Annotated in this window: 21 protein-coding genes and 1 pseudogene; 8 read left to right on the forward strand and 14 right to left on the reverse strand. The window is 69.5% G+C overall.

What is annotated here, in order from left to right; all coding sequences use genetic code 11:
- Positions 1 to 149 precede the first annotated feature (149 nt).
- Positions 150 to 1,307, forward strand: coding sequence for an NAD(P)-dependent malic enzyme (locus AC1DWJ_RS11200; protein WP_477620795.1), 1,158 nt, complete (start codon positions 150 to 152; stop codon positions 1,305 to 1,307).
- A 115-nt stretch (positions 1,308 to 1,422) separates the two neighbouring features.
- Positions 1,423 to 3,180: a class I SAM-dependent methyltransferase gene (locus tag AC1DWJ_RS11205; RefSeq protein ID WP_477620796.1), complete on the forward strand. Its 1,758-nt coding sequence runs from the start codon at positions 1,423 to 1,425 to the stop codon at positions 3,178 to 3,180.
- Positions 3,181 to 3,278: 98 nt separating this feature from the next.
- Here AC1DWJ_RS11205 and AC1DWJ_RS11210 read toward each other — a convergent pair whose 3' ends face one another.
- Positions 3,279 to 4,580 (reverse strand): MATE family efflux transporter, encoded by a 1,302-nt coding sequence (locus AC1DWJ_RS11210; protein WP_477620797.1) that lies wholly within the window; start codon positions 4,578 to 4,580, stop codon positions 3,279 to 3,281.
- A gap of 174 nt (positions 4,581 to 4,754) precedes the next feature.
- Here AC1DWJ_RS11210 and AC1DWJ_RS11215 point away from each other — a divergent pair, with 174 nt between their 5' ends.
- Entirely contained in the window at positions 4,755 to 5,690 is a 936-nt protein-coding gene (locus AC1DWJ_RS11215) for an NAD-dependent epimerase/dehydratase family protein (protein ID WP_477620798.1), read from the forward strand.
- Here AC1DWJ_RS11215 and AC1DWJ_RS11220 read toward each other — a convergent pair.
- The 3 genes and pseudogenes from AC1DWJ_RS11220 to AC1DWJ_RS11230 all read right to left on the reverse strand — a co-directional run bounded on the left by AC1DWJ_RS11220 (position 5,656) and on the right by AC1DWJ_RS11230 (position 7,971).
- Entirely contained in the window at positions 5,656 to 6,390 is a 735-nt protein-coding gene (locus tag AC1DWJ_RS11220) for a glycosyltransferase family 2 protein (RefSeq protein ID WP_477620799.1), read from the reverse strand. The two genes, AC1DWJ_RS11215 and AC1DWJ_RS11220, sit on opposite strands and share 35 nt — an antisense overlap.
- Positions 6,387 to 6,575, reverse strand: a pseudogene (locus tag AC1DWJ_RS11225) (DapH/DapD/GlmU-related protein); the annotation flags it as partial. The pseudogene AC1DWJ_RS11225 and the gene AC1DWJ_RS11220, both read right to left, overlap by 4 nt.
- A gap of 373 nt (positions 6,576 to 6,948) precedes the next feature.
- The gene (locus AC1DWJ_RS11230) at positions 6,949 to 7,971 is read right to left on the reverse strand and encodes a WaaS/CpsH family glycosyltransferase (RefSeq protein ID WP_477620800.1); all 1,023 of its coding nucleotides are present in this window, start codon (positions 7,969 to 7,971) and stop codon (positions 6,949 to 6,951) included.
- 240 nt (positions 7,972 to 8,211) lie between these two features.
- Between AC1DWJ_RS11230 and AC1DWJ_RS11235 the strand changes: the two genes are divergently transcribed.
- Positions 8,212 to 9,687 carry a hypothetical protein gene (locus AC1DWJ_RS11235; RefSeq protein WP_477620801.1) on the forward strand — a complete coding sequence of 492 codons (1,476 nt, stop codon included), beginning with the start codon at positions 8,212 to 8,214 and terminating at the stop codon, positions 9,685 to 9,687.
- A 26-nt stretch (positions 9,688 to 9,713) separates the two neighbouring features.
- Here the strand turns inward: AC1DWJ_RS11235 and AC1DWJ_RS11240 are convergent, their stop codons facing one another.
- From AC1DWJ_RS11240 to rfbA, 6 genes are all read right to left on the reverse strand, one after another.
- Entirely contained in the window at positions 9,714 to 10,625 is a 912-nt protein-coding gene (locus AC1DWJ_RS11240) for a glycosyltransferase (RefSeq protein WP_477620802.1), read from the reverse strand.
- Complete coding sequence (locus tag AC1DWJ_RS11245; protein ID WP_477620803.1) at positions 10,622 to 11,677, reverse strand: NAD-dependent epimerase/dehydratase family protein; 1,056 nt, start codon at positions 11,675 to 11,677, stop codon at positions 10,622 to 10,624. The genes AC1DWJ_RS11240 and AC1DWJ_RS11245 overlap by 4 nt, the downstream gene beginning before the upstream one ends.
- 43 nt (positions 11,678 to 11,720) lie before the next feature.
- Positions 11,721 to 12,674: an MraY family glycosyltransferase gene (locus AC1DWJ_RS11250; protein WP_477620804.1), complete on the reverse strand. Its 954-nt coding sequence runs from the start codon at positions 12,672 to 12,674 to the stop codon at positions 11,721 to 11,723.
- A gap of 4 nt (positions 12,675 to 12,678) precedes the next feature.
- Positions 12,679 to 14,508 (reverse strand): polysaccharide biosynthesis protein, encoded by a 1,830-nt coding sequence (locus AC1DWJ_RS11255; RefSeq protein ID WP_457253540.1) that lies wholly within the window; start codon positions 14,506 to 14,508, stop codon positions 12,679 to 12,681.
- Positions 14,509 to 14,650: 142 nt separating this feature from the next.
- Positions 14,651 to 15,247 carry a dTDP-4-dehydrorhamnose 3,5-epimerase family protein gene (locus AC1DWJ_RS11260; RefSeq protein WP_477620805.1) on the reverse strand — a complete coding sequence of 199 codons (597 nt, stop codon included), beginning with the start codon at positions 15,245 to 15,247 and terminating at the stop codon, positions 14,651 to 14,653.
- Positions 15,247 to 16,122 (reverse strand): glucose-1-phosphate thymidylyltransferase RfbA, encoded by an 876-nt coding sequence (rfbA, locus tag AC1DWJ_RS11265; protein WP_477620806.1) that lies wholly within the window; start codon positions 16,120 to 16,122, stop codon positions 15,247 to 15,249. The genes AC1DWJ_RS11260 and rfbA overlap by 1 nt, the downstream gene beginning before the upstream one ends.
- 65 nt (positions 16,123 to 16,187) lie before the next feature.
- On the opposite strand from rfbA, the gene rfbB reads away from it, so the two are divergent.
- The 4 genes from rfbB to AC1DWJ_RS11285 all read left to right on the forward strand — a co-directional run bounded on the left by rfbB (position 16,188) and on the right by AC1DWJ_RS11285 (position 19,777).
- A complete protein-coding gene (gene rfbB / locus AC1DWJ_RS11270; protein ID WP_477620807.1) occupies positions 16,188 to 17,183 on the forward strand; it encodes a dTDP-glucose 4,6-dehydratase in 996 nt (331 codons plus the stop codon).
- Entirely contained in the window at positions 17,183 to 18,055 is an 873-nt protein-coding gene (rfbD, locus tag AC1DWJ_RS11275; protein ID WP_477620808.1) for a dTDP-4-dehydrorhamnose reductase, read from the forward strand. The genes rfbB and rfbD overlap by 1 nt, the downstream gene beginning before the upstream one ends.
- Before the next feature lie 86 nt (positions 18,056 to 18,141).
- Complete coding sequence (locus AC1DWJ_RS11280; RefSeq protein WP_457253534.1) at positions 18,142 to 18,771, forward strand: pseudaminic acid biosynthesis-associated methylase; 630 nt, start codon at positions 18,142 to 18,144, stop codon at positions 18,769 to 18,771.
- A gap of 34 nt (positions 18,772 to 18,805) precedes the next feature.
- Positions 18,806 to 19,777: a zinc-binding dehydrogenase gene (locus AC1DWJ_RS11285; protein WP_457253533.1), complete on the forward strand. Its 972-nt coding sequence runs from the start codon at positions 18,806 to 18,808 to the stop codon at positions 19,775 to 19,777.
- Between the two features lie 49 nt (positions 19,778 to 19,826).
- On the opposite strand, the gene AC1DWJ_RS11290 is transcribed toward AC1DWJ_RS11285, so the two are convergent.
- The 4 genes from AC1DWJ_RS11290 to AC1DWJ_RS11305 all read right to left on the reverse strand — a co-directional run bounded on the left by AC1DWJ_RS11290 (position 19,827) and on the right by AC1DWJ_RS11305 (position 25,315).
- Positions 19,827 to 20,357, reverse strand: a complete 531-nt coding sequence (locus tag AC1DWJ_RS11290; protein WP_477620809.1) for a hypothetical protein — start codon at positions 20,355 to 20,357, stop codon at positions 19,827 to 19,829.
- Positions 20,358 to 20,409: 52 nt separating this feature from the next.
- Positions 20,410 to 21,060: a GDSL-type esterase/lipase family protein gene (locus tag AC1DWJ_RS11295; RefSeq protein ID WP_477620810.1), complete on the reverse strand. Its 651-nt coding sequence runs from the start codon at positions 21,058 to 21,060 to the stop codon at positions 20,410 to 20,412.
- 3 nt (positions 21,061 to 21,063) lie between these two features.
- Positions 21,064 to 21,240 carry a DUF6104 family protein gene (locus tag AC1DWJ_RS11300; protein WP_157582120.1) on the reverse strand — a complete coding sequence of 59 codons (177 nt, stop codon included), beginning with the start codon at positions 21,238 to 21,240 and terminating at the stop codon, positions 21,064 to 21,066.
- A 151-nt stretch (positions 21,241 to 21,391) separates the two neighbouring features.
- On the reverse strand, positions 21,392 to 25,315 hold the full coding sequence (locus AC1DWJ_RS11305) for a multifunctional oxoglutarate decarboxylase/oxoglutarate dehydrogenase thiamine pyrophosphate-binding subunit/dihydrolipoyllysine-residue succinyltransferase subunit (RefSeq protein WP_477620811.1): 3,924 nt from the start codon (positions 25,313 to 25,315) through the stop codon (positions 21,392 to 21,394).
- Positions 25,316 to 25,384 lie beyond the last annotated feature (69 nt).

Here is a 25,384-nt window from a genome sequence, read left to right on the forward strand (position 1 = left end):
ACCATGAACTCGCGGGTAACCCCCGCACCTTGCGTTTGAGAGGCCACACCCGGCTGTCGTTCGACCGCGCGGCTCGATCCGTGCGCGGTGTGTGCCCCACGCAGTTCTTCTGTCAGCAAGCTCCGGCTCCCTTTTGAGGTGACTCGTCCATGTCTGCCATCCCGTCGTACCCGCTGTTCGACCCGTCCGACCCGGTCTTCCGGGCGCACGAGGGCGGCAAGCTCGGGGTACACGCCACGCAGCCGCTGCGGGACCGCACCGACCTGGCCCTGCTCTACACGCCGGGCGTTGCGGATGTCTCCCGCGCGATCGCGGTCGACCCGACGCTGGCCGCCCGCTACACCGCTCGAGCCAACACGGTGGCGGTCGTCACCGACGGCACGGCCGTCCTCGGGCTCGGCGACATCGGCCCGCTGGCTGCGTTGCCCGTGATGGAGGGCAAGGCGGTGCTGTTCAAGCACTTCGGTGGCGTCGACGCCGTGCCGGTGTGCATGGAGTCCGGCACGGTGGAGGAGCTGGTCGACGCCATCGCCCGCATCGCGCCCACCTACGGCGGCATCAACCTCGAGGACATCTCGGCGCCGCGCTGCTTCGAGATCGAGCGCCTGCTGCAGGAGCGCCTGGACATCCCGGTGTTCCACGACGACCAGCACGGCACGGCGATCGTGGTCCTGGCCGGCCTGCTCAACGCGGCCACCGTGGTGGGCCGCCCGCTCGAGTCCCTGCGCGTGGTCGTCTCCGGAGCCGGTGCCGCGGGGGTGGCCGTGACCAAGCTGCTGGCCCGCGCCGGCGTCGCCGACCTCGTGGTGTGCGACTCGCGCGGCATCATCTCGCCGAGCCGCGACGACCTGGCCGACCACAAGCGCCGGCTCGCTGCCACCACCAACCCACGGGGGCTGTCCGGCGGCTTGTCCGACGCCCTCACGGGCGCTGACGTCTTCGTCGGGGTGTCTGGTGGGCAGGTCCCTGAGGAGGACGTCGCCCGGATGGCCCCCGACGCGATCATCTTCGCGCTCGCGAACCCCACTCCCGAGGTCCACCCTGACGTCGCGGCCCGCTATGCCGCGGTGGTCGCCACCGGGCGCTCGGACTTCCCCAACCAGATCAACAACGTGCTGGCCTTCCCGGGGATCTTCCGGGGAGCGCTGGACTCAGGGGCGTCGCAGGTCACCGAGGCCATGAAGCTGGCTGCGGCACAGGCGATCGCGGATCTGGTCGAGCACCCCACCGCCGAGGAGATCGTGCCGAGCGTCTTCGCCCCGGGTGTGGCCGACGCCGTGGCAGCGGCGGTGTCGGCGCTCGCGTGAGCGCCGGTCGCGTGGCATGCGTCGACACCCGCAGGTAGAGTCTGGGCGCCCGTAACGGCGTCTTTGGCTAACAGCGGGGGCCGTCACGTGCCCCACCTGCGACCCAAGGACATCCATGCCGCTCGACCTCGCCCAGATTTTCGACACCGACCTGGTCCGCAACGACAGCGGCGTCTGGCTGCCCGAGCGCAGCGACGGCACGGGCTACCCTTCCGACGACTTCGCCCGTGGCCCCCTGCTCGGACTGATCAACGGCGCCCGGGACCTCAGCTCGCTGTCGCCTGAGCTGGAAGGGCTGGCAGCGAGCTGGCCGGCTCGCTACTACCTCAGCGCCGAGCGCAGCACGCTGCTGCGTGCCTTCGAGTTCGACCGGTCCTCGACCGTCATGGAGATCGGCTCGGGTTGCGGCTCCATCACGCGACTGCTGGGCGAGACCTTCGAGGCGGTCGTGGGCGTCGAAGGGGAGGTGCACCGGGCGGCGGTCGGCGCGGCCCGTTCGCGCGACCAGGACAACGTGGCCGTCGTCTGCGCCCCGTTCCAGCAGCTGACTCCGGTCGAGCCCTTCGGCGTGGTGTTCTGCGTTGGCGTCCTCGAGTACTCGGCGATGTCGTCCACGGCGGACGACCCCATCCACGAGATGCTGACCGACCTGCGGTCGCGGGTTGCCGACGACGGCGCCCTCGTGCTCGCCATCGAGAACAAGTTCGGGCTCAAGTACCTCTCCGGCGCGGCCGAGGACCACACCGGCGTGAGGTTCGACGGCATCGAGGGGTACCGGGGCAGCGGCACGAACGGTCCCCGCACCCTCGGGCGCGTGGAGCTCGAGCAGAGCCTGCGCAAGGCTGGTTTCGAGGGAGTGGACTTCTACTTCCCGTTCCCTGACTACAAGTTCGTCCGGTCCGTGGTCTCCGAGAGGGCGGCGAGCACGGCGGGTCCGCAGCTGGCCGAGCTGATCTCCCAGCAGGTCGCCACGGACTACTCGTCGTACCCGAAGAGCCCACTGTTCAACCAGCGCGCCGCATGGCACGAAGCCGAGCGCAACGGTTTGGTGCCGGACCTCGCCAACTCCTTCCTCGTGGTGGCCTCCCCGGCGGCCACGCAGTCGAGGGTGACGGCCCCGTGGGACATCGCCGCGTTCAACATGACCCCCAGGAAGCCCGAGTACTGGGCGTCGACCCGTGTCTCAGGGCTCGAGTCAGGCATGGCGAAGGTCACCCGAGAGAGGATGACGCAGCTCCCGCAGCGTCCCGGCCCGGTCTCCATGACGGAGTCGTCGACGGAGAGCTGGATCGTCGGGGAGTCCGCCTCCCAGCTGGCTTCGGACGCCGCCATGGCGCGCAGCGCCACGACGGAGTCGGTGGCGCTCGCCCTCGGTCCGTGGATCGAGCACCTTCGCGCCAACCAGGACGCCTCGGGTCACCTCCCACCCTCGTTCCTCGATGCGACGCCGGGCAACGTCATCGTCAGCGAGGGTGAGACCACCTACATCGACCAGGAGTGGTCCTGGGACTCGCCCCTCGCGTTCGAGAGTGTCGTCGTCCGCGGGCTGGTGATGTTCTACGTCCGCGCCCGGGACACGGGCGGGCTGCAGGGTGAGCTGGCCAGGAAGTCGGTGGCCAAGCTCGTCATCGAGACGGCTGGTCACCTCGGAGTGCAGGCCTCCCGGCGGGACCTGGACGACTACGTGGAGATCCAGGAGCAGCTCCTGCGCCAGGTCCAGGACTACTCGGGATCACGGGCACGGATGCTGCGCTCGATGCTCCTGTCGTCCACGACGAGGGGCGCCGTCGTGCAGGGGCAGCGGACCGTCGATCTCGCTCGCCGAGCCGCGCGTCGAGGCCGACGCATCGCTCGAAGGGTCGTGGCGCGCTGAGCGACGCCTGAGACCGGACTCTCCGGCCCTGTGCCACCCACCTGACGATTCGGGTCCGCCACGCACCCCGCGGGGCTGGGCCCCCTGGGCCCGATCGCTCAGGACTCGCTGCGGGTGGGCGCGCGCCGCAAGGAGATCGGCCCCACGTCGATCCCGGCGCGACCGAGTCTCACCCAGCAGGCCACGGCGTAGGCGAGGGCCGTCACTGCCGTCCCGACGGACACCGCGAAGGTGCCCCAGTGGGCGAGCAGGGGCAGGCCGACGGCGGCCAACACCAACAGGACCAGGGTGAACGTGCGCGCATCCCGCTCGAGTCCCGCGACCAGCATCACCTGGCTGACCGGACCGATGAGCACGACCACCAGGCCACCCACGGTGAGTGTGGTCAGGATTGGTGCCGCGTCGGCATACCCTCCGAAGATCGCAAGGATGGCCTGGGGTCGGACCACTGCCACGGCGCAGAACAGGACCCCCCAGGCGCTGGCCCACCGGACGGAGCGGCGCGACACCCTGGCGAGGCCTTCGAGGTCGCCCACGTGGAACAGCCGGGCGAACCGGGGCCCGAGGTACGACGCCTGGATGAGGGCGACGATCGCCACGAACTGGGCCGGCCGGGCGCCGGCGTTGAAGGTGGCGACATCGTGCTGTGCGAGCCGTGCGTCCGCGTTGACGTACCCGAGGACCACGACCGGCAGCCAGACGAAGAGATAGCTGCCGAGGGAGGCGGTGAGAAAGGAGGACAGCGTGTGGCGCTGTTGGCGCAGGAACTGACCCAGCCCAGGGGATGCCTGGCGCACGGACGGCACGAGCCGCGTCACGAGCCAGCACGACCAGACCATCGTGATGACGTTGCCGACCAGCAACATGACGACGGCCGCGATGGCCGTGGCATGTCCAAGAAGGGCCATCACGGCCATGCCGATCGCCGCCACCCATACGCTCAGGCCCACCTCGGCGAGGGTGCCGGCGCCCACCCGGCCCAGCCCGCGGAGGGTGGAACCAGCCACCGTCGACAGGGCCCACGGTGCGACCGTGAGCCCCGCCACCACGGCTACCCACACCGAGGTCGTCCCGCGGCCCTGCACGAGGATGGCGATGACCAGCAGCACCGAGACGGCGGGGGACGCCAGCACGCTGAGCGCCGCCGTGTGGCGGATGGTGGCTGCCGCCGAGGTGGCATCGCGGGCGCTGTCGCGCATGGCCAGGGTGTTGCCGCCCAGAACGGCGACGGTCGCGGCAACCGCGAGCACCGTGTAGATGAACAGCACCAGCCCGGCCTCGCGCACCTGCATCGAGCGGAGGTAGACCGTGGTGAGCGCGAACGCCCCGGTCATGCTGACCGCCCGAGCACTGACCGCCGCGACCGCGGGGGTCAGCAGGCGCCCCACTGTGGAACTCAAGGCCGACCCTCCTGTCCGGGACCGCGACGACGCCGGACCGCGCCCGGCGAGTATAGGCGGCGCCCAAGGGTGTGGAGGAAGACCGCGCCGTTCCTCCTCCGAGGGCGCGGGTGAGTGCCGCGGTGGTGGTTGCCGGCGAGCCCCCTGTCAGAGCCGTGACGATAGGGTCGGCGGATGCTTCTCGTCACCGGTGCCACAGGGCGCAGTGGTCGCTTCTTCGTGGAAGCACTCGTGGACAACGCGTACTCGGGGCGCATCCGCTGCGTCGTCCGGAGCACCTCCGACACGGCCTTCCTCGAGGGCTGCGGCCTGGACATCGAACTCGTGGTCGGGGATCTCGACGACCCTGTGTTCGTCGACCGCTGCATGGAGGGCGTCGACGAGCTCCTGCACATCGCCTCGATCTTCCTCAGCCTCCAGGTCGTCACTGCTGCGGCGAAGCGCAACGTCAGGCGGGCGATCCTCGTGCACACCACTGGCATCTACTCCTCGTACAAGAGTGCTTCCGAGGAGTACACGCGCATCGAGAGCGCCATCGCCGAAGTGACGCGCGAACACCCCGGGCTGGGAGTCGTCTACCTGCGGCCGACGATGATCTACGGCTCGGTCAGCGACGGCAACATGGTCACCTTCATCAAGCTGGTGGACCGGTTGCCGGTCATGCCGGTGGTCGATCGCGGCCGGGGGCTGGTCCAGCCAGTGCACCAGCGCGACCTGGGCCGCGCCTACCAGCAGGTACTCGCGAATCCCGAGATCACCGAAGGCGACTTCATCCTGTCCGGGGAGAGCCCTGTGGCGTTGCGCGAGGTGCTCGAGCTGATCCGCTCGGAGCTCGGTCGTCGCACGCGATTCGTGAGTGTCCCGCTCGGCGTCGGTGTCGCCCTGGCGAGAGTCATCCGCGTCCTCACCGCTGGGCGGGTCGACTACGTCGAGAAGGTCCAGCGGATGAGCGAGGACCGCAGCTTCCCCCACGACGCAGCCACAGCCGCCTTCGGCTACACCCCCAGCTCGCTGCGAGCAGGACTGCGCGCGGAAGTTGCCGAGTACGCGGGGAACGGTGGTGGGTCGTCAGTCGTCACCGAGGTGGGGCGAGGGCGCGGCGTCGCCTGAACCGTCGCCCCAGCTGAAGGGCGCAGTAGGCCCGCACCGCCACCCGGTGGGCCACCGAGTGGGGGCTCGCCGTCCCTCCGCTGGACGCCGTGTGGTCGTGGCGCCGATAGAGCATCAGCGGCTGACGGACGAGTCCGACGTCGAAGTAGAGCTCGGCGACGCACGCCAGCCAGTAGTCGTAGGCGCAGAGGTCTGAGCGCCCGGGAAGTGGTAGCGCCACGTCGAGGACCCGACGGTGCATGGCCATCGCGGCACCGATGTACCGCGTGCGCAGGAAGTTGTGCAGGAACCCGGCGTGCACCCGGTATTCGTCGAAGTGCGACGGGGAGGTCTGGCGCAGGTCCCCGTCGACGATGGCGACGTCCGACACCACGAGGTCGTGCACGCTCAGAGCCTGCACCATGGTCGAGACCTTGTCCGGCAGCCAGACATCGTCCTGGTCGGCGATGAAGACGAGGTCGCCGGTGGCGCGGCGCAGGGAGTTCTCGAAGTTCTTGCTGTACCCGAGGTTGCTCCCGTTGCGGTGCACCGTGATCCGTGGGTCGCCCAGGGTGGTGATGCGCTCGACCGTGGCGTCCGTCGAGGCATCGTCGGACACGACGACCTCGTCTTCGGGGCCCAGCTGGTCGAGGATCGACTCGAGCTGCTGCACGACGAAGGCCTCACCGTTGTACGTCGCCAGACAGACCGAGATCCTCATGCCGTGCGCCACTGCCCGGTCGCCTCGTCCCACCGCTTCAGCACTCGAGCGGGCACCCCGGCGACGATGGTGGCAGGTGGGACGTCCGTGGTCACCACGGCGCTGGCGTTGACGATGGCGCCGTCCCCGATGGTCACGCCCGGCAGGATGCACACGTTCTCACCAATCCACACGTTGTCGCCGATGCGCACCGGTCGCGAGGAGAGTGGCCGGTCGTTCGGGTCGGTGTCGGGCGCGGACTGGTGGGCGCCTTGGTAGCTGCCATGTGAGGTGTCCGAGATGAAGATGTTCGAGGCCATCAGGCAGTTCACGCCGACCTCGACACGTTCGGAGGCGACGATGTGCACCCTGTCTCCCATCCGACAGTTTCGACCGATGCGGAGGGTGGTGCCGTCCACTCCACCGCCCCCGAGGTCGAAGCGACAGCCATAGCCGGTGGTGAAGCCAGGCCCGAAGGACAGGTGGCGACGGCCCCGGAGGAACACCGGGCGACGAACCAGGCGCGCGCCACGGAAGAACACCTTGGTGAGAGCGAGGCAGTATGCCGAGCGCAGCAGCTCACTCGTGGAGTACCGACTCATGGTGACTCCCTTCTCCCATGACGATCTCGCGGAGCCAGGCATGGATTCCGTAACGCTCATAGGTGGCGTCGTCCAGTCTGTCCTGCGGGATCTCGATGAAGGCCCTGATGGCCGCGCTGTCGAACTCGGCCGTGTCCAGGACCAACACCCGCGAGGGGTCGTAGAACGGGTACTTGACGACTTCGGCGTTCGACGTGACCAGCTTGCGGCGAGCGCCCACGGTCTCGATGGTCCGCATCGTGAGTCCGGACTGAGCGTTGTGGCTGACATCCAGCACCGCATGCGACCGAGCCAGCACGTCGAGGTAGTCACGGACGTCCAGCGGGCGGAATCCGAACTCCCTCCACCGAGCGCGCTTGAACACCGGCGACGTCGCCTTGTTGTAGGCGAACTGCAGGGGGTTCAGGTACAGGTAGGAGAACACCCGGAGACCGGCATCCTTCAGACGCGGCACCAGGACGCTCATCAGGGCGTAGCGGTTGGCGTGGGCGGTGCAGACGTTCGCGAGGTCGAAGTCGAAACGCTCCACGTGCCTGGCGCCGAGGGCCCGGTAGTCGTCGGTGTAGAAGAGTGGAAGAAGCACGAAGTCCGGCCGCTCACGGGCGTCGACGGCATCGAAGGTGTAGCGGCGGTCGAAGAGGTCGGCGAAGTCGAGGACGTGCGGGTAGAGCTGGATGGAGTCCCAGAGGTAGAGCACTGCCTCGGCATGGGGGTGCTGTGCGCGCAGTGCCTGGACGAACTCGCGCGTGAGCACCTTGCCGTTGATCACGAACACCAGGTCGTAGTCCCGACCGCGGGTCTCGTCGAGGATGCCGTCCAGATAGCGCTGGACGACACCGTCCACGAGCCCGGGCCGTACCCGGATGGCGCCCTTGAGGAACGGGTTCTCGCCGGGCCGGTCGTTGAAGTAGTCGACCGCGTAGCCCTGTCGCTCGAACGCCGAGATGATGTGTTGGTGATAGCCGAAGAACGGTGAGCCCAGGAAGAGCACCCTTCCCACAGGTCCCCCTTCACTTGCCCCTCAGGGGTGTTTCCGTCCGGAATTGTCCCGGCGAGTATACGGGTGGGGTCGGATTCGCCTACGTGGTGACTCCTGGTCGCGCTCTGCCGTCGCGCCCCTCCGACTGACGGGGTCGAACGCTGTCTATGCTGGTCGTTCCGCAGGCACCGGTCAGTACGCCTGGACGACAGGAGGGTGGTGGACGGCGTGCCATCGAGGGCAGCGCCCACCGGACTCCGCTTGTCTCGGCGCCTGACCGCGGGCTTCTTTGCAGCCTTCGTCGCCGAGTGCACGGTGGGATCCAGCGGTCGCTGGCTCGTCGTCGGTCCACTCAGCATCCGCATGCTCTTGTTCATCGGCTGCCTGCTTGCCTCCGTTCCCATCGTCTGGGAACAGCGTGGCTACCTGGTGCGCCAGGGGTTCATCCGGGTCCTGGCCGCTTTCCTGGTTCTGCTCGGTGCTTCCGCCGCATGGGCAACCCACCTGCACAACTCCAAGGCGTTCATCGCTGCCGACCTGACCACGTTCTCCGCCCTGCTGCTGGTGCCGACCGTCTTGGCGCTGCGGCTGAGCGTCCCCGAGCTCGAACGCCTGCTGAGGATCCTCTTCTGGGGATCGGCTGCCTTGGCGGTCGCGGTGGTGGTCCTGCACGTGGCAGCGCCATCAGAGGCACTCGACGTCAACGCGCTCGGTCAGTGGCTCACCCGCCACTCGATGGGCGGGCTCGCGCTGGTGGGTGACGGGATCCTGCGTATCTACCTTCGTAGTGAGGTCCTGTTCATTCCGGCACTGCTTCTGGGGATCCGGGGCATGGCCACGGTCGGGCAGACGCAGGTCCGCAGCCGACGACTACACCAGACGGCATACCTCATCGGGTCGGCAGTCGTCGCGATGGGACTCGTGCTGTCACTGACCAGGTCCCTGTGGATCGGGTTCATCGCCGCCCTCCTGATCTTTCTCGTGTGGTGCGCCCGCGACCTTGGCGCCTTGCTGCGGGCCCTGGGCCTGGTTGCAGCCAGCCTGGCTGTCCTGGTCGCGCTGTCAGCGGCTCTCTACGGTGGGCCAGAGCTGCTTCGCGCCGGCGCTGCCCGGTTGAGCCCGGGGCTGGCTCACCTCGTGCCGAGCTCCGAAACCCCTACGGGCACGCCTCAACCGTCGCCAACCACCACCACCACGCCCGGCGTTCCCGGTCCGGGGACGACGACCCCTGCTCCCTCGGGGGTGCCCAGCACGGGCAGCCAGTCAACGACTCCGGCATCCCGCTCGAGCACGGCGAAGACGCCTACCGGCAGCGACGACCCGGACGCGGTGGCGGTGGAGATCCGGGCCCGGACCCTGGTCCTCACCAAGGAGAGAATCCGGGAACGACCCCTGACCGGATGGGGCATCGGCTACAACCTGGACGAGATCCGAGATGACGGCCGCACCGAGTACCTGTACTGGGATCTCCTCATGAAGCTGGGGGCTCCAGGGCTGGTGCTCTTCCTCGTTCTCTATGCCTGGACGCCGATCGCCTTGCTGCGGACGCGCGGTGCGCTGACCGGACCAGCCTCCGCGACGGGCGCACTGGCGGCCGCACTGGGTGGAGTGGCCGTCACGAGCTACTTCAACCCATTCCTGAACAGCACCTTGGGCATCATCATCCTCGTGCTCCTGGTGGCGGCTGCTCAGCTCGAACCGGCGCGAGAGAGGCGACGCGGGCGGCACCGGGCCTGAGGCAGGTGGTCCACCCGGGCGGGAGCTCAGCGTCTGGGCGGCCGGCGTCGTCCCCCGCGTCCTCGCATGCCGTCGAGGAGTCCCGCGCCGGTGGCGGCAAACTTCGCACGCCTGTCCGTCTCGAAGAAGAGGACCTTGATCGGCCCCCAGGCGAGGGCCAGGCCGGTGCGCAGCGCCCAGCGCGGATCTGCACCTGCCGTGCCTGACCGGACCAGCAGCAGGTAGTTGCGGTACTTGTAGTAGGCCCTGTCGGCAGAGTGGTGGAGGTTCCGCACGGCCAGTCCCGGGACCACTTGGCTGGCCCGCATCGCCCCGATCGAATGCTTCATCACGGCGTCGGGTGTGGTCCAGATCTGCCAGCCCCCACGGCGCAGCCTCAGGCAGATGTCGTGGTCGACGTGGTCGATGAACAGGTCGTCACGAAAGCCGTTCACCGACGTCAGCCCGGCCACTCGGCACAGAGCGCCGGAGGTGATGACCATCCGGGCTGCCACGGGCTGGGTGTGGTTCCCACCCTGGAGGACCGTGCCGCTGGCGGCATCGACGATACGGGGGGCGACGACCGCCGCCCGTGGGTCACGTACAGGGGCTGACTCCAGCAGACCCTGCACGAACCCTGGCCCGATCACGCTGTCCTGGTCGAAGGTGAGGAGCCAGGCCGCGCCGCCGGCCCGAGCGAGGCCGACATTGAGGGCGCCGCTGACACCCCGGTTGTCGGGGAGCCGCAGGACGTCGGCGCCGGCCGCGTCGCTGGCCTCCAGTGCCTCCTGTCCCTCGACAGAGGCGTTGTCGACGACGAGTACGGCGATGCCGGCCTCGATCAGGTCTGCACAGAGTCGGGGTAGCAAGGGCCCGGGGTTGAAGGTGACGACGACCGCGAGTACCTGGCCCGGTGAGGAGGCCTGGGGGCTGCCACCGATCGGCCCAGAGTCCGTCATCGGGTGAGGCCGCGCTCGTCCAGCTCGACCAAGGCCTGGTCCCAGGCAGACGAGGCTGCTCCGGGTTTGTCCCAGGAACGCCGGACGAAGTCGATGATGGCATCTCGGGTCGACCACTGGGCCATCGGTGCGCCCAGCTCCACGAGGCGGCTGAGGTCGGCGCAGGCGTGCTCGATGTCGCCGGCTCGGTGGACGTCGACGTGCTCGATCGGGACGTCGGCCCGACCAGATCCCGCCGCGGCAGCCTCGGCGAGCTCATCCAAGGTGGTCCGCACCCCAGAACCGGCATTGAGGACGAGGGCGGAGCCGGGGTGCGCTGGGTGTCGGGCGCACCAGTCGATCAGGCGGGCCAGGTCTTCGACGTGGATGAAGTCCCGGGTGGCGCTGCCGTCGCCGTAGACGACGAGGGAGCGACCTTCGCGCAGCCGTGCCAGGAAGGCCGCAAGCACGCCCGTGTAGGGATTGTGCAGGGCCTGTCCGGGGCCGATGACGTTCTGGGGCCGAATGATGGTCACCGGCACGGCGGCAGCGGTGTCGCTCAGGACCTGCTCGCCCTCCGACTTGGTCTCGCCGTAGAACGACACGGGCGTGTGGGGGTCATCCTCCGTCGACGCCGCCGGGGCTGCCTCCTGACAGCACGGCTCGCCGAACCGGGTGCCGTGGGTCGGGCACTCTGAGCGGCCGTTGCCGTAGACGGCTCGCGAGCTCATCGCAATCAGGGGAACTCCCCATTCGCGGGCGGCGACTCCGGCGGCGCGGGTCCCCTCGACGTTGACCCGGCGGTAGCGCTCCTGCTCGTACATGGACTGGCCGGTCCCGGTCTCGGCGGCCAGGTGAATGACCAGGTCCGGGCTCTGCAGCCTCGCCCAGACGTCTTCGTCACTCACGTCGCCGAGGACGACTGGTCCCGGGAATGATCGCCGACTCGCCTCGGGGTCCAGGTGGACCTGCGGGTGAAGCAGGTCCAGGGCCTCCAGCTCATGGTCGGCCTGGAGCTGGCGCGCGAGGTGCAGACCGATGAAGCCCGCACCTCCGCTGATCAGGATGCGCATGGGGGACGGCCTTTCGGGGGTGGGACGGGTCGGGGCGCTGGGCTCACGACTGCACGGGGGGTCGTGCGTAGGCCGCGAGGAGACGCGGTGAGCAGAGATAGGCGGCGCACGCCAGCACCGTCGCTGCCACACCCGTCGCCGTGCCCACCACCCATCCCGCGGTCACCAGCGTCGCGAGCCCGGCGGCATACGCAGCCACGACCGCGTGGGGTAGGCCCCCGGGACCTGACGTCAGGCGCTGGTAGACGTGGGAGCGGTGCGCCTCGAGGAGGCGCTCACCCCGACGCACGCGGCTCACCATGGTGGTGGCCTCGTCCACGAGGTAGAGCGACAAGGGGGCGACCAGGAGTGCTCCGCGAGCCCCATCGTGCAGTCCGATGAGGACGCCACTGGCGACCAGCGCCCCGAAGAGATAGCTGCCGGCGTCGCCGAGGAAGAGCCGCGCAGTGGGCGCGTTCCAAGGGAGGAACCCCAGGGCGAGGCCCGCCGTCACCGCCCCGAGAAAGGCCAGTGAGGCAATGCCCTGATCTCGGCCGACCAGCCAGGCGACCACCCCCCAGACGGTCATCGTCGTGGAGGTGATGCCGTTGATGCCGTCCATGAAGTTCACGACATTCACCACCGCAGCGGTGACGAAGGCTCCCACGAGCATCCAGACGACGCCCCCGAGCGACCAGCCCACTGCTCCGCCGGCCCCGACCTGGGCGAGCAGCCGCGGCAGTGGGGGGAGCTGCACCCGGTCGTCTGCGAAGCCGAGCAGCGACAGTGCGACGCTGGCGGTCACGGCAACCCACGGGACCTCGTGGCCACGGATCGTGGCCACGCTCGTGGCCGCGACCAGGCCGGCGAGGCAGGCGAGCCCGCCACCCCGCGCCACGACCACGGTGTGGGATGAGCGGTGGTTGGGACGGTCCAGGACCCCGCTTCGCACCATTCCTGCGCGCACGACAGGGGCCAGCCCTGTCGTCACGAGCAGGGACACGACGAGTTCGACCACCGGTTCAGTCGCCTCGGAGCCCGGCGCTCGCAGTCTGGGACGTGGCGCTGTGGCGCCGAAGCCAACGAACCGCGTCGTCGTCCGTGCGGTGCTCGGCACCGTGCACCTCGGACACCCCGATCCCCGGCACGTCGACCCGGGAGACCAAGGGGTGCTGCGTCGCCCTCGAGACCTCATCCGGCGAGAAGAGCTCCTCCGAGATCTTCTCGCCCTGGCGCAGGCCCGTGTAGACGATGTCGATGTCCTTGCGGCCGGACATGCGGATCAGCGTGTTGGCCACCTCGACGATCTTCACCTGGTCGCCCATCTCGAGGACCATCACCTCGCCGTCGGTGCCGATCGACGCTGCCTCGAGGACGAGCTGGCAGGCCTCGGGGATGAGCATGAAGTAGCGCTCGACGTCCGGGTGGGTGACCGTGATCGGGCCACCGCGCTCGATCTGCGAGGTGAAGGCGTGGACGACCGACCCGCGCGACCCGAGCACGTTTCCGAAGCGCACCGACACGTAGCGCCCCGGCTCGCGGTCGGCGAAGTGGGCGGTGAGGCGCTCCGCGACGCGCTTGCTGTAGCCCAGGACGCACGAGGGCTGCGCAGCCTTGTCGGTGGAGATGTTGACGAAGGTGCCGACCCCGACCGCGGAGGCGGCCGCGAGGACGTTGAGGGTGCCGAGCACGTTGCTCTTCCACGCCTCGAGGGGGTTGGCCTCCAGCAGGGGGAGGTGCTTGAGGGCGGCGGCGTGGAAGACGATGTCTGGGCGGGTCTGCTTGAAGACCTGCTGCATCCGTGGGGCGTCGCGGATGTCCGCCAGGACGACCTCGTCCGTGTCGAGGAGGCCGTTGCCGACCAGGGACATCTGCGTGGTCTGCAGGCCCGACTCGTCGCGGTCGAGGAGGTAGAGCTTCGCTGGGCCGAAGCGCGCGATCTGTCGGCACAGCTCCGACCCGATGGAGCCGCCGGCTCCGGTCACCAGCACCGACCTTCCGGCAATCTGCTCCGCGATGACGGCCGTGTCGAGGCTGATGGGTCGACGACCCAACAGGTCGGCGACGTCCACGTTGCGCAGGTCGCTCGCCGTGGGTCGCCCACCGATGATCTCGCCCACCGGGGGGAGCGTCAGCACGTTCAGGCCGGCCGTCGTGGCCAGCTCGGTCAGCTCGCGGATCGTGGCTGCGTGAGCCTGGGGAAGGGCGATGACCAGGGTGTTCGCCGTGAACTTGTCCGCGACCTTGGCCAGGTCGGCGCGGGTGCCGCGCACCCGGATGCCCTCCGTGCGGAACCGCGCCTTGGCGCGGTCGTCGTCGAGCAGTGCGACGGGAAGGTAGCCGCTCCCGGAGTCACGACGCATGCTCCGCGTCAGGCGGCTGCCTGCCTCACCCGCCCCGAAGATGATCACGCGCTCGTGGTCGAGGTCGGTCGGGCGCTTGCGCACCCGCCAGCTCCGGATGAGGAAGCGGCTCGCGAACATCCCCACCAGGGCGAACACGGAGCCGGTGATCGGGACACTGCGGGGCAGCGTCAGCCAGTCGGTGGCCAGGACCACGAGCCCGAGCACGATGCCTGTGACCAGGACGGACTTGAGGATGTCTGCCGTCTCCTCGAAGGAGCCACGATCGTGTCCGATGGCATAGGGGCCGATGATCGCGCCCGCCACCCAGAGGGTCGCGACGCCAGCCGCGCTGAGCCAGGCCATGTCAGGGATGAAGACCCGCTCGAGGTGGAGGTCGTAGCGCAGCCACATGGCGACCATCAGCGCGCCGACCAGGATGGCGGCATCGACCAGGGCCCACAGCCAGCGCGTCACGCGATGACGCCGTTCCTCGCGCGCAGTGGGCATGTCCCCTCCCCTCCCTGTGGTTCCCGCAAACGGCCAGAGTTTACATGTGGATGGCAACCATCTCGTGCATCTGCCCTGCTCACAACCCGGCAAGTCGGACATCCGCCCCGTAGTGAGGCTCTTCGAGGGACTTCGCGCCGGATCATCCAGCCGAGTCGTAGAACTCTCGGCAGGCGGCATACGAGGGGAGCAGACCCTGGTCCCGCGCCTCTGCCAGCGAGGGCGCAGCGGCGTCCTTGGGCGACAGCAGCGGCTCCAGCCCGTCAGGGAAGACCAGGCCCACCTCGGCGTCGAGCGGGTGGATGCCGCGCTCACGGGCGGGGTTGTAGGCCGCGCTGCAGAGGTACATCGCGGTGGTGTCGTCCTCGAGGGCCACGAAGGCGTGACCCAGACCCTCGGCGAGGTAGACCGCGCGTCGGTCGACGGTGTCGAGGAGGACCGAGTCCCACTGTCCGAAGGTCGGCGACCCCACCCGGATGTCGATGATGAAGTCGATGAGGGAGCCCGAGAGGGCGGTGACGTACTTCGCCTGCGAGGGTGGGACGTCGGCGAAGTGGATGCCACGCACGGTCCCGCGGGACGACACCGAGATGTTGGTCTGGACGACCTGGGGCCGGTGCCCGACGGCCTCCGCGAGGAGGTCGCCGCGGAATGACTCGAGGAACACCCCGCGGTCGTCCGGGAACTGTCGCGGGGTGATCTCGTAAGCGTCGGCGATGGTGAGCGGGCGGATCTGCACTACCGGCCCCCAGCCTCGTCGAGGAGCCCGGCCAGGTAGGTGCCGTAGCCGCTCTTGCGCAGTGACTCGGCGAGCGCGGCGAACTGCTCGTCGCTGAGCCAGCCGTTGCGCCAGGCGACCTCCTCGACGCAGCCGATCTTCTGGCCCTGTCGCGCCTCGACGACGTGGACGAACTGGGCTGCGTCCATCAGTCCCAGGAAGGTGCCGGTGTCGAACCACGCAGTGCCTCGCGGGAGGACGGTGACGTTGAGGTCGCCACGTCGCAGGTAGGCCTCGTTGATCCCCGTGATCTCCAGCTCGCCGCGCTCGCTGGGCTGGAGGTCACGCGCGATCTGGACGACGTCGTTGTCGTAGAAGTAGAGACCGGGCACGGCGTAGGAGGACTTGGGGTGCTCCGGCTTCTCCTCGATGGAGATGACGCGGCCGTCCTCCGAGAACTCGACGACGCCATAGGCCGACGGCTCGGTCACGTGGTAGGCGAAGATCTGGCCACCGGTGACGTCGGTGTTCGCGGCCAGCGAGCTGCCGAGCCCGGTGCCGTAGAAGATGTTGTCACCGAGCACGAGGGCCACCGCGTCGTCGCCGATGAAGTCCGCGCCGATGATGAAGGCCTGCGCCAGGCCGTCGGGGCTGGGCTGCGCGGCGAAGGTGAGCTCGATGCCCCACCGCGAGCCGTCACCGAGGAGTCGCTGGAACTGCGCCTGGTCCTCAGGGGTCGTGATCACCAGCACCTCGCGGATCCCGGCCATCATCAGCGTCGAGAGCGGGTAGTAGATCATCGGCTTGTCGTAGACCGGCATGAGCTGCTTGCTGATGCCGAGCGTGATGGGGTGCAGGCGTGTGCCCGACCCCCCGGCCAGGATGATCCCCTTCATGGTGCACGACCATAGTGCGAGGTGCCCCGCCGTGACGCGCCTCCCCTCGCGATAGCCTCGGCGCCATGAAGGTCCTCGTCACCGGCGCCGCCGGGTTCATCGGCTCGAACTTCGTGATCAGGGCCCGTGCGCTCCGGCCGCAGTGGCGGCTCACCGTCCTCGACTCGATGACGTATGCCGCGAACCTCACCTCACTCGACCCCGTCGCCGGCGAGGTCGACGTGGTCAAGGGCTCGGTCACCGACGCGGACCTCGTGGACGAGCTCGTCGCGGCTCACGACCTGGTCGTCCACTTCGCGGCTGACTCGCACAACGACAACTCGCTCGAGGACCCCTGGCCCTTCATCGACACGAACATCATCGGCACCTACCAGCTGATCCAGGCCGTGCGTCGACACGACAAGCGCCTGCACCACGTGTCCACCGACGAGGTCTACGGCGACCTCGAGCTCGACGACCCGGCCAAGTTCACCGAGAACACCCCGCTCAACCCGTCGAGCCCCTACTCGGCGTCGAAGGCGAGCGCCGACCTCCTCGTCCGTGCGTGGGTGCGGTCGTTCGGCCTCAGGGCGACCCTGTCCAACTGCTCCAACAACTACGGGCCGCGCCAGCACCCCGAGAAGTTCATCCCGCGACAGGTCACGGGAATCATCGACGGGGTGCGGCCCAAGCTCTACGGCGCCGGCCTCAACGTCCGCGACTGGATCCACGTGGACGACCACAACGACGCGGTCATCGCCATCATCGAGCAGGGCCGCGCGGGCGAGACCTACCTCATCGGCGCCGACGGCGAGATGAACAACCGCGACGTCGTCGCGCTCATCCTCGAGCTCATGGGCAAGCCGGCCGACTGGTTCGACCACGTGCCGGACCGGCCCGGCCACGACCTGCGCTACGCCATCGACGCCTCGAAGCTGCGGGCCGAGACCGACTGGCGCCCCGCCCACCCGGACGTCCGCTCTGGCCTGGTCGACACCATCGCCTGGTACCAGGACAACCAGGACTGGTGGCGCACCGCGAAGGTGGTCGCCGAGGCGCGCTACGACCGGATCGGGCGCTGATGGCGCGGTGGCTGGTCACCGGCTCGGGCGGGATGCTCGGGCTCGACCTGCAGGTGGCCCTGGCGCTCGCCGGGGTCGACGAGGACGACGTCACGGCGCTCACCCGCAAGGACCTCGACGTCACCGATGCCGACGCAGTCCGCGACGCGGTCCGGGGGCACGACGTCGTGGTGAACTGCGCGGCATACACGGCCGTTGACGACGCGGAAACCCATGAGGGGCAAGCGTTTGCGGTGAACGCGATCGGCGCGGCCAACGTCGCGGACGCCTGCCGTTCGGTGGGCACGCGGCTCGTGCACATCTCCACCGACTACGTGTTCGCCGGCGACGCCGACGAGCCGTATGCCGAGGACGCCGCCCTGTCGCCGCTGTCCGCCTACGGCCGGACGAAGGCTGCGGGGGAGTGGGCGGTGCAGGCCCGCTGCCCGCAGGCGTGGATCGTCCGCACTGCGTGGCTCTACGGAGCCGGGGGCCCGAACTTCGTCAAGACGATGGCTCGGCTGGCCGAGCGCCACGACACGCTCGACGTCGTCGATGACCAACGGGGCCAACCCACCTGGACCATGGACGTGGCGCGGGCCGTGCTGCGGCTGGTCGACGAGTCAGCCCCGTTCGGGGTGTGGCACGCGACCAGCCAGGGTGACACCACGAAGTACGGCCTCACCCGCGAGATCTTCCGGCAGCTCGGGCTGGACCCCGAGCGGGTGCGGCCCACCACGAGCGACGCCTTCCCGCTGCCGGCCCCGCGTCCCGCGTACAGCGTGCTCGGCCACGACGCCTGGCGGATGGCCCGGCTCGCTCCGCTCCCGCCCTGGGAGGCCAGCCTCGCCGCGGCGCTGCCGGACGTCGTGGCCGAGCCGCCCACGGCCTGAGCGCCGCACGACGCGACGGTGAACTGACGGGTCCGCCCGGCCGGTCACCTTGCAGTCGAGGGGTCCGTTGGTCGAGAGTGGCCGCCATGGCAACTGAGACGCAACGCACCTCCCAAGAGGACCTCTGGGCCGGAGAGTTCGGCGCCGACTACATCGAGCGGAACCGGGGCACCAACCTCATCGCGAGCAACACCGAGCTCTTCCGCAAGGTCCTGGCGGCCACTGACGGCGTGGGCTCCGTCCTCGAGCTGGGTTGCAACATCGGCAACAACCTGATGGCCCTGCGCACCCTGCTGCCCGACGCCGACCTGCATGGGGTGGAGATCAACACCCAGGCCGCCGCTGAGGTGGAGCGATGGGGCGGCGCGACCGTCGAGGTGGCCTCGATCCTGGAGTACCAGGCGCAGCACGCCTACGACCTCACCTTCACCAAGGGCGTCCTGATCCACATCAACCCCGACCGGGTGCGCGACGTCTACAGCGCCCTCGTGGAGTCCTCGAAGCGCTACGTGATGGTCTGCGAGTACTACAACCCCACCCCGGTCGAGGTCAGCTACCGCGGTCACGAGCAGGCCTTGTTCAAGCGTGACTTCGCCGGGGAGATCCTCGACGCGTTCCCCGAGCTCACCCTCGTCGACTACGGCTTCACCTACCACCGGGACCCGCGGTTCCCCCTCGACGACTCGACCTGGTTCCTCATGGAGAAGTCCGCCTGAACCACCCGGATCGGCGTGCGGCTAGGGTCGGGTGATGCTCGCCGTCTACGCCGCACGCCAGTCCGCCGACGACCCGCTCTCGGGGCTGGAGGTCGGTGAGCGGCCCGACCCCACCCCGCGCGAGGGCTGGACGACGGTCACGCTCAGGACGGCCGGGCTCAACCACCACGACGTCTGGTCGCTGCGGGGAGTGGGCCTGCCCGCAGACCGGCTGCCGATGATCCTCGGCTGTGACGGCGCGGGCCTCGACGAGGACGGCAACGAGGTCATCGTCCACGCGGTCATCCCCAGCGACGGCTGGCGCGGTGACGAGACCCTCGACCCGCGGCGCACGCTGCTCTCCGAGCTGCACGACGGGACCCTCGCCGAGCAGGTCGCCGTCCCCACCACCAACCTGGTGCCCAAGCCCGCCGAGCTCCCGTGGGAGCACGCTGCCTGCCTCTCGACGGCGTGGCTCACCGCCTACCGCATGTTGTTCACCAACGCGGGGCTGACGCCCGGTGCCACCGTCCTCGTCCAGGGCGCCGGCGGCGGCGTGTCCACCGCCCTCGTGCAGCTCGGGGCCGCAGCGGGCTACCGGATGTGGGTCACCAGCCGCGACGAGGAGAAGGGCCAGCGAGCGGTCGAGATCGGCGCGGACCGCGCCTTCGGCAACGGCGAACGCCTCCCCGACCGCGTCGACGCGGTCATGGAGACCGTCGGTGCCGCCACCTGGTCGCACTCGGTCAACTCGCTCAAGCCGGGCGGCACGGTCGTCATTTCCGGTGCGACGTCCGGCGACGCACCCAGCAAGGCCGAGCTGACCAAGATCTTCTTCAAGCAGCTGCGCGTCGTCGGGTCGACGATGGGCAGCCGCGGCGAGCTCGAGCGGCTGGCCCAGTTCGTCGTGCAGCAGCGCATCGCACCGGTCATCGACACGACCCTGCCGCTGGCCCAGGCCCGGGACGGCTTCGCCCGCATGGCGGCCGGCGAGCTGTTCGGCAAGGTCGTCTTCACCGTCTCCTGAGTGCTGACGCCGCTGGAGGGCCCGAGAGGGGCCAGTGGCGTCAGGAGCGTCAGAGCAGCGAGGAGACCAGCCAGACGATCCCGGCCACCACGAGGATCGCCACGGTGGCGCCGGCGAAGATGACGGCGCCCTTCTGGGTGCCGCCCATCTGCTCGTCCCAGCCCTGCTCCTTGGCGACGTCGCGGATCAGGTCGCGGCCGGTGCTGGCGTCGAACGAGTAGTCGACGACCTTGCCGACCTGGCCGGTCGTCAGGTCGACCCCGAACTCCTTGCGGAACGACTTCTCGTAGACGCGACCGCGCTGGGTGGACGCCGACGCCTGGAGGCGCGGTGACGAGCCCCCACCGCTCCACGAGAACGTGTTGCTGACGTCGGTGATCGTCATCGAGTGGTCGGCCTCGTTGAGCCGGACCTGGTGGGTGAAGACCTTGGTGAGCCCGTGGGCCCTGAAGACGGCCAGCCACTGGGCGTCGGCGACGTCGATCGTGAGGTCGAAGCCCCGCGGAGTCTCGCGCACGGCATACGGCGTGCCGGAAGCGGCGGCGCGCAGGGTGGTGATCAGCTCAGCGGACGTACCCATCGAGGGCCCCCTCGGTCGTCGGTGGTGGTGCGTGCTGTTCGGTCAGCGTGGTTCAGCTCGGTGAGATCTGCAACCAGTCGTACCAGCCGTTGTGCAGGACTAGCCAGGCGATCAGGCCGTACCCCGCCTGGCCGGGGTGGTGGGGCACCCGGCTGGCGGCCAGGTCACTCTGCCACTGCTCGTGCCCCAACAGCGGCCGGAAGCAGTCGACGAACGGCACCCCACGGCGAGCGCACACGTCGGCCTGGGCCTCCACGAGCACGTCGAGCTTGGCGTTCAGCTCCTCGTCGTCACCCGGCGGGGGACTGACCACGAAGGTGCCGATGCCCGCGCTTGCGGCGTCGTCGAGGATGTTGGCCAGGTTGAGCCGGTGCCGGGCCAGGGTCACGCCGGTCGCCGCGTCGTTGCCGCCGACCGAGATCACCAGCCGCTTCTCGGCCCTGCCGCGCCAGCGGGGGGCGCACTCCGCCTGCCAGCGGGCCAGCACGTCGGCCGTGGTGTCGCCGCGGACGCCGAGGTTGTAGGCCGTCAGCTCGAGGTCGGAGTGGTGCGTGCGACCGACGACCCGCGAGACCCACCCCTGACCCTTGGGGTCGCCGACACCGGCCACGAGCGAGGCGCCGACGAAGACGATGCCCACGTCCCGTGGACCGTCAGCGGCGACCTGGAACTCGGCACTCGGGGTGAAGGTGGGCTCGCTCACGCGTCAGTCCTCGTCGTCGTCGAGCCGGGCCAGCCAGGTGGCCAGGCGCTCGACGGGGGTCTCGAAGTCGGGGTTCAGGTCCACGAACGTGCGCAGCTGGTCGGCCAGCCACTCGAAGGAGACTTCCTCTTCCCCTCGGCGAGCAGCCAGCTCCTCGATGCCACGATCCGTGAAGTACACGTCTGCAAGGTTAACGGGGGTATGCCGCGCGGCTGGCTCAGCCACGCGGCATACCGGCTGCAGTGTGGCTTGGTCGTCCGTCCACGCGGCCCCAGAGACAGGTATGCCGCGCGGCTGGGCCAGCCACGCGGCATACCTCTCCAGTGGGTGTCTAGCGGGCGAAGGCCGCCGCGATCAGCTCGGCCTGCTGCTCGGCGTGCCGCTTGCTCGAACCGGTGGCCGGGGAGGCCGAGGCCTTGCGCGACACGATTCGTAGCGGGCGGGTCTCGCCGAGCTCGGTGAGGGCCTGCGGGAGGTTCATGGCCACGAACGGCCAGGCACCCTGGTTGGCCGGCTCGTCCTGCACCCAGACGACGTCGGCGTCCGGGTACTTGGCCAGCTCGGCGGCGATCTCCTTGGCCGGCAGCGGAGCCAGCTGCTCGACCCGCACGATCGCGGTCGAGGTGTCCTCGGCCTTGTCGCGGGCGGCCTCGAGGTCGTAGACGACCTTGCCGCTGGCGAGCAGCACCCGGGTCACCCCGCCGTGGTCGAACGACGCGCGGTCGGACAGCACCGGACGGAAGGTGCCCTCGGTGAAGTCCGCGGGCATGCTGCTGGCCGCCTTGAGCCGCAGCATCGACTTCGGCGTGAAGACGATCAGCGGTCGGCGCGGACGGGCGTAGGCCTGGCGGCGGAGCAGGTGGAAGTAGCTCGCCGGGGTCGAGGGGTAGGCGACCGTCATGTTGTCCTCGGCGCACATCTGCAGGAAGCGCTCGATGCGGGCGGAGGAGTGGTCGGGCCCCTGGCCCTCGTAGCCGTGGGGGAGCAGCAGCACGACGGACGAGCGCTGGCCCCACTTCTGCTCGGAGGAGCTGATGAACTCGTCGACGATGGTCTGGGCGCCGTTGAAGAAGTCGCCGAACTGCGCCTCCCACAGGACCAGGGCGTCGGGCCGCTCGACCGAGTAGCCGTACTCGAAGCCCATCGCCGCGAACTCGGAGAGCAGGGAGTCGTAGACCCAGAACCGGGCCTGGCCCTCACCGAGGTAGAGCAGCGGGGTCCACTCCTCGGCCGTGTGCTTGTCGATCAGCACGGCGTGCCGCTGGACGAAGGTGCCGCGACGGCTGTCCTGTCCGGCGAGGCGCACGGGGGTGCCCTCCATGAGGAGCGAGCCGAACGCGAGCAGCTCGCCGGTGGCCCAGTCGATCCCGCCGTCGCGGGTGGACTGGGCGCGCTTCTCCATGGCCTGCAACAGCTTCGGGTGCACGGTGAAGCCCTGCGGCGGGTTCACGAACGCGTCACCGATGTGCTGGAGCTGGTCGTCCGGGATGGCTGTCTGGTCGGCCGACCGGGTCGCCTGGTCGGTCGCCTGGGCGGTGGGGGGCTCGAGGCCGGAGTGACCCTCGGCGTCGGTGCCGACGAGCGTCGGGTCGCTGGTCTCCTCGGTGGCCTGCTTGAGGGCCGCCTTGGTCTCGACGAAGACCCGCTCGAGCTGCTGCTGGTAGTCGCGCAGCGCGCCCTCGGCATCCTCCTGGCTGATGTCGCCACGGCCGATGAGGGACTCGGTGTAGAGCTTGCGGACCGAGCGCTTGGCCTCGATGAGGTTGTACATCAGCGGCTGGGTCATCGAGGGGTCGTCGCCCTCGTTGTGACCGCGGCGCCGGTAGCAGACCATGTCGATGACGACGTCCTTGTTGAACGTCTGGCGGAACTCGTAGGCGAGCTCGGCCACCCGGACGCAGGCCTCGGGGTCGTCGCCGTTCACGTGGAAGATCGGCGCCTGGATCATGCGGGCGACGTCGGTCGAGTAGGTCGAGGAGCGGCTGGCGCTGGGCGACGTGGTGAACCCGACCTGGTTGTTGATGACCACGTGGATGGTGCCGCCGGTGCGGTAGCCGCGCAGCTGGGACAGGTTGAGCGTCTCGGCGACGACTCCCTGGCCGGCGAACGCCGCGTCGCCGTGCATGAGCAGGGGCAGGACGGTGAAGTCCTCGCCGGCGAGGTCGAGCCGGTCCTGCTTGGCGCGGGTGATGCCCTCGAGGACCGGGTTGACGGCCTCGAGGTGGGACGGGTTGGCGGCGAGGTAGACCTTGGTCTTGCTGCCGTCCTCGGCGACGAACTCGCCCTCGGTGCCGAGGTGGTACTTCACGTCGCCCGAGCCCTGCACGGACTTGGGGTCCTGCTTGCCCTCGAACTCACGGAAGATCTGGCCGTAGGACTTGCCCGCGATGTTGGCCAGCACGTTGAGGCGCCCGCGGTGCGGCATACCGATGCACACCTCGTCCATGGAGTCCGCGGCGGCGCGGCACAGGATCCGGTCGAGCAGCGCGATGACCGACTCGCCACCCTCGAGGCTGAACCGCTTCTGCCCGACGAACTTGGTCTGCAGGAACGTCTCGAAGGCCTCGGCGGCGTTGAGTCGGCGCAGGATCCGGAGCTGCTCGTCGGGGCCGGGCTTGGCGTAGCCGACCTCGATCTTGGCCTGCAGCCAGCGGCGCTGCTCGGGGTCCTGGATGTGCATGTACTCGGTGCCGATGGTGCGGCAGTAGGAGTCGCGCAGGATGCCGAGGATCTTGCGCAGCCGCAGCATCGGCGCCCCGCCGAAGCCTCCGGTCGCGAAGTCGCGCTCGAGGTCCCACAGGGTGAGGCCGTGGGACGTGACGTCGAGGTCGGGGTGGCGACGCTGGCGGTACTCCAGCGGGTCGGTGTCGGCCATCAGGTGGCCGCGCACGCGGTAGGCGTGGATCAGCTCCTGGACGCGGGCCGTCTTGTTGACGTCGTCGTCGTGGTGGGCGGAGATGTCCTGGACCCACCGGACCGGCTCGTAGGGCAGGCGCAGGCTCTCGAAGATCTCGTCGTAGAAGCCGTTCTCGCCGAGCAGCAGCTGGTGCACGATCCGCAGGAAGTCACCCGACTGGGCGCCCTGGATGATGCGGTGGTCGTAGGTGCTGGTCAGCGTGAGGATCTTGGAGACGGCGTTGCGGTTGAGCGTCTCCTGGCTCGCGCCCTGCCACTCGGCGGGGTACTCCAGCGCGCCGACGCCGATGATCGCGCCCTGGCCGGCCATCAGCCGCGGGACCGAGTGGTTGGTGCCGATGGTGCCGGGGTTGGTCAGCGTGAGCGTGGTGCCCTGGAAGTCCTCGACGGTGAGCTTGCCGCCGCGAGCCTTGCGGACCACGTCCTCGTAGGCCGTCCAGAAGTGGGCGAAGTCCATCGACTCGGCCGACTTGATCGAGGGCACGAGCAGCTGGCGGGTGCCGTCGGGCTTGGCCATGTCGATCGCGAGCCCGAGGTTGACGTGGCCAGGGATGACCAGGGCCGGCTTGCCGTTCTCCTCGGTGAACCCGTTGTTCATCTCGGGCATGTGGCCCAGCGCCTTGACCAGGGCGTAGCCGATGAGGTGGGTGAACGACACCTTGCCGCCGCGCGAGCGCTGCAGGTGGTTGTTGATGACGACCCGGTTGTCGATCAGCAGCTTGGCCGGCACCGCGCGCACGCTGGTCGCGGTGGGGACGGTCAGCGAGCTCTCCATGTTGGTGACCGTGCGGGCGCTGGCGCCACGCAACGGCTTCACCTGGTTCTCGTTGGTGGCCTCGGTCTGCTTGGGGGCCTGGGGCTCGCGCGGCTTGGGAGCCTCCTTGACGCCGGCGGTCTCGCCGCCGGTGCCGGCCTCCTTGTCCTCGGGCTTGTCGGCCACGGCCTTGTCGGTGTTGGCGTCCGGCTTGTCGGTGGTCTGCCCGGAGGTGGTCGAGGGTCCAGCGGGGGGTGCGGCCGGAGCGGGCGCAGCGGCTGGAGTCGGCGCAGCAGCTGGAGCCGGCGCAGCTGGAGCCGGCGCGGCAGCCGGTGCAGCGGCAGGGGCGGGCGCGGCTGCGGGGGCCGACGCGGCCGGGGCGGCAGGCGTTGAGGTCGTGCTCCCGTTGGCTCCAGACCCGTTGGTCGTGGCGCCGTCGGACGGCTGGTAGTCGGCGAAGAAGGGCCACCACGCCTTGTCCACGGAGTTCTTGTCGTTCTGGTACTGCTCATACAGCTCGTCCACGAGCCACTCGTTCGGCCCGAAGGCCGCCATGGGGTCGTTGGTCGGGGACTGGTCGGGCACGGCGGATACGCCTCTTTCGTAGCGTCGACAATGACGGGCAATAGGTGTTCCCAGCCTATCCCCGTGCGT

The organism is Pedococcus sp. P2_D7, from assembly GCF_056404295.1.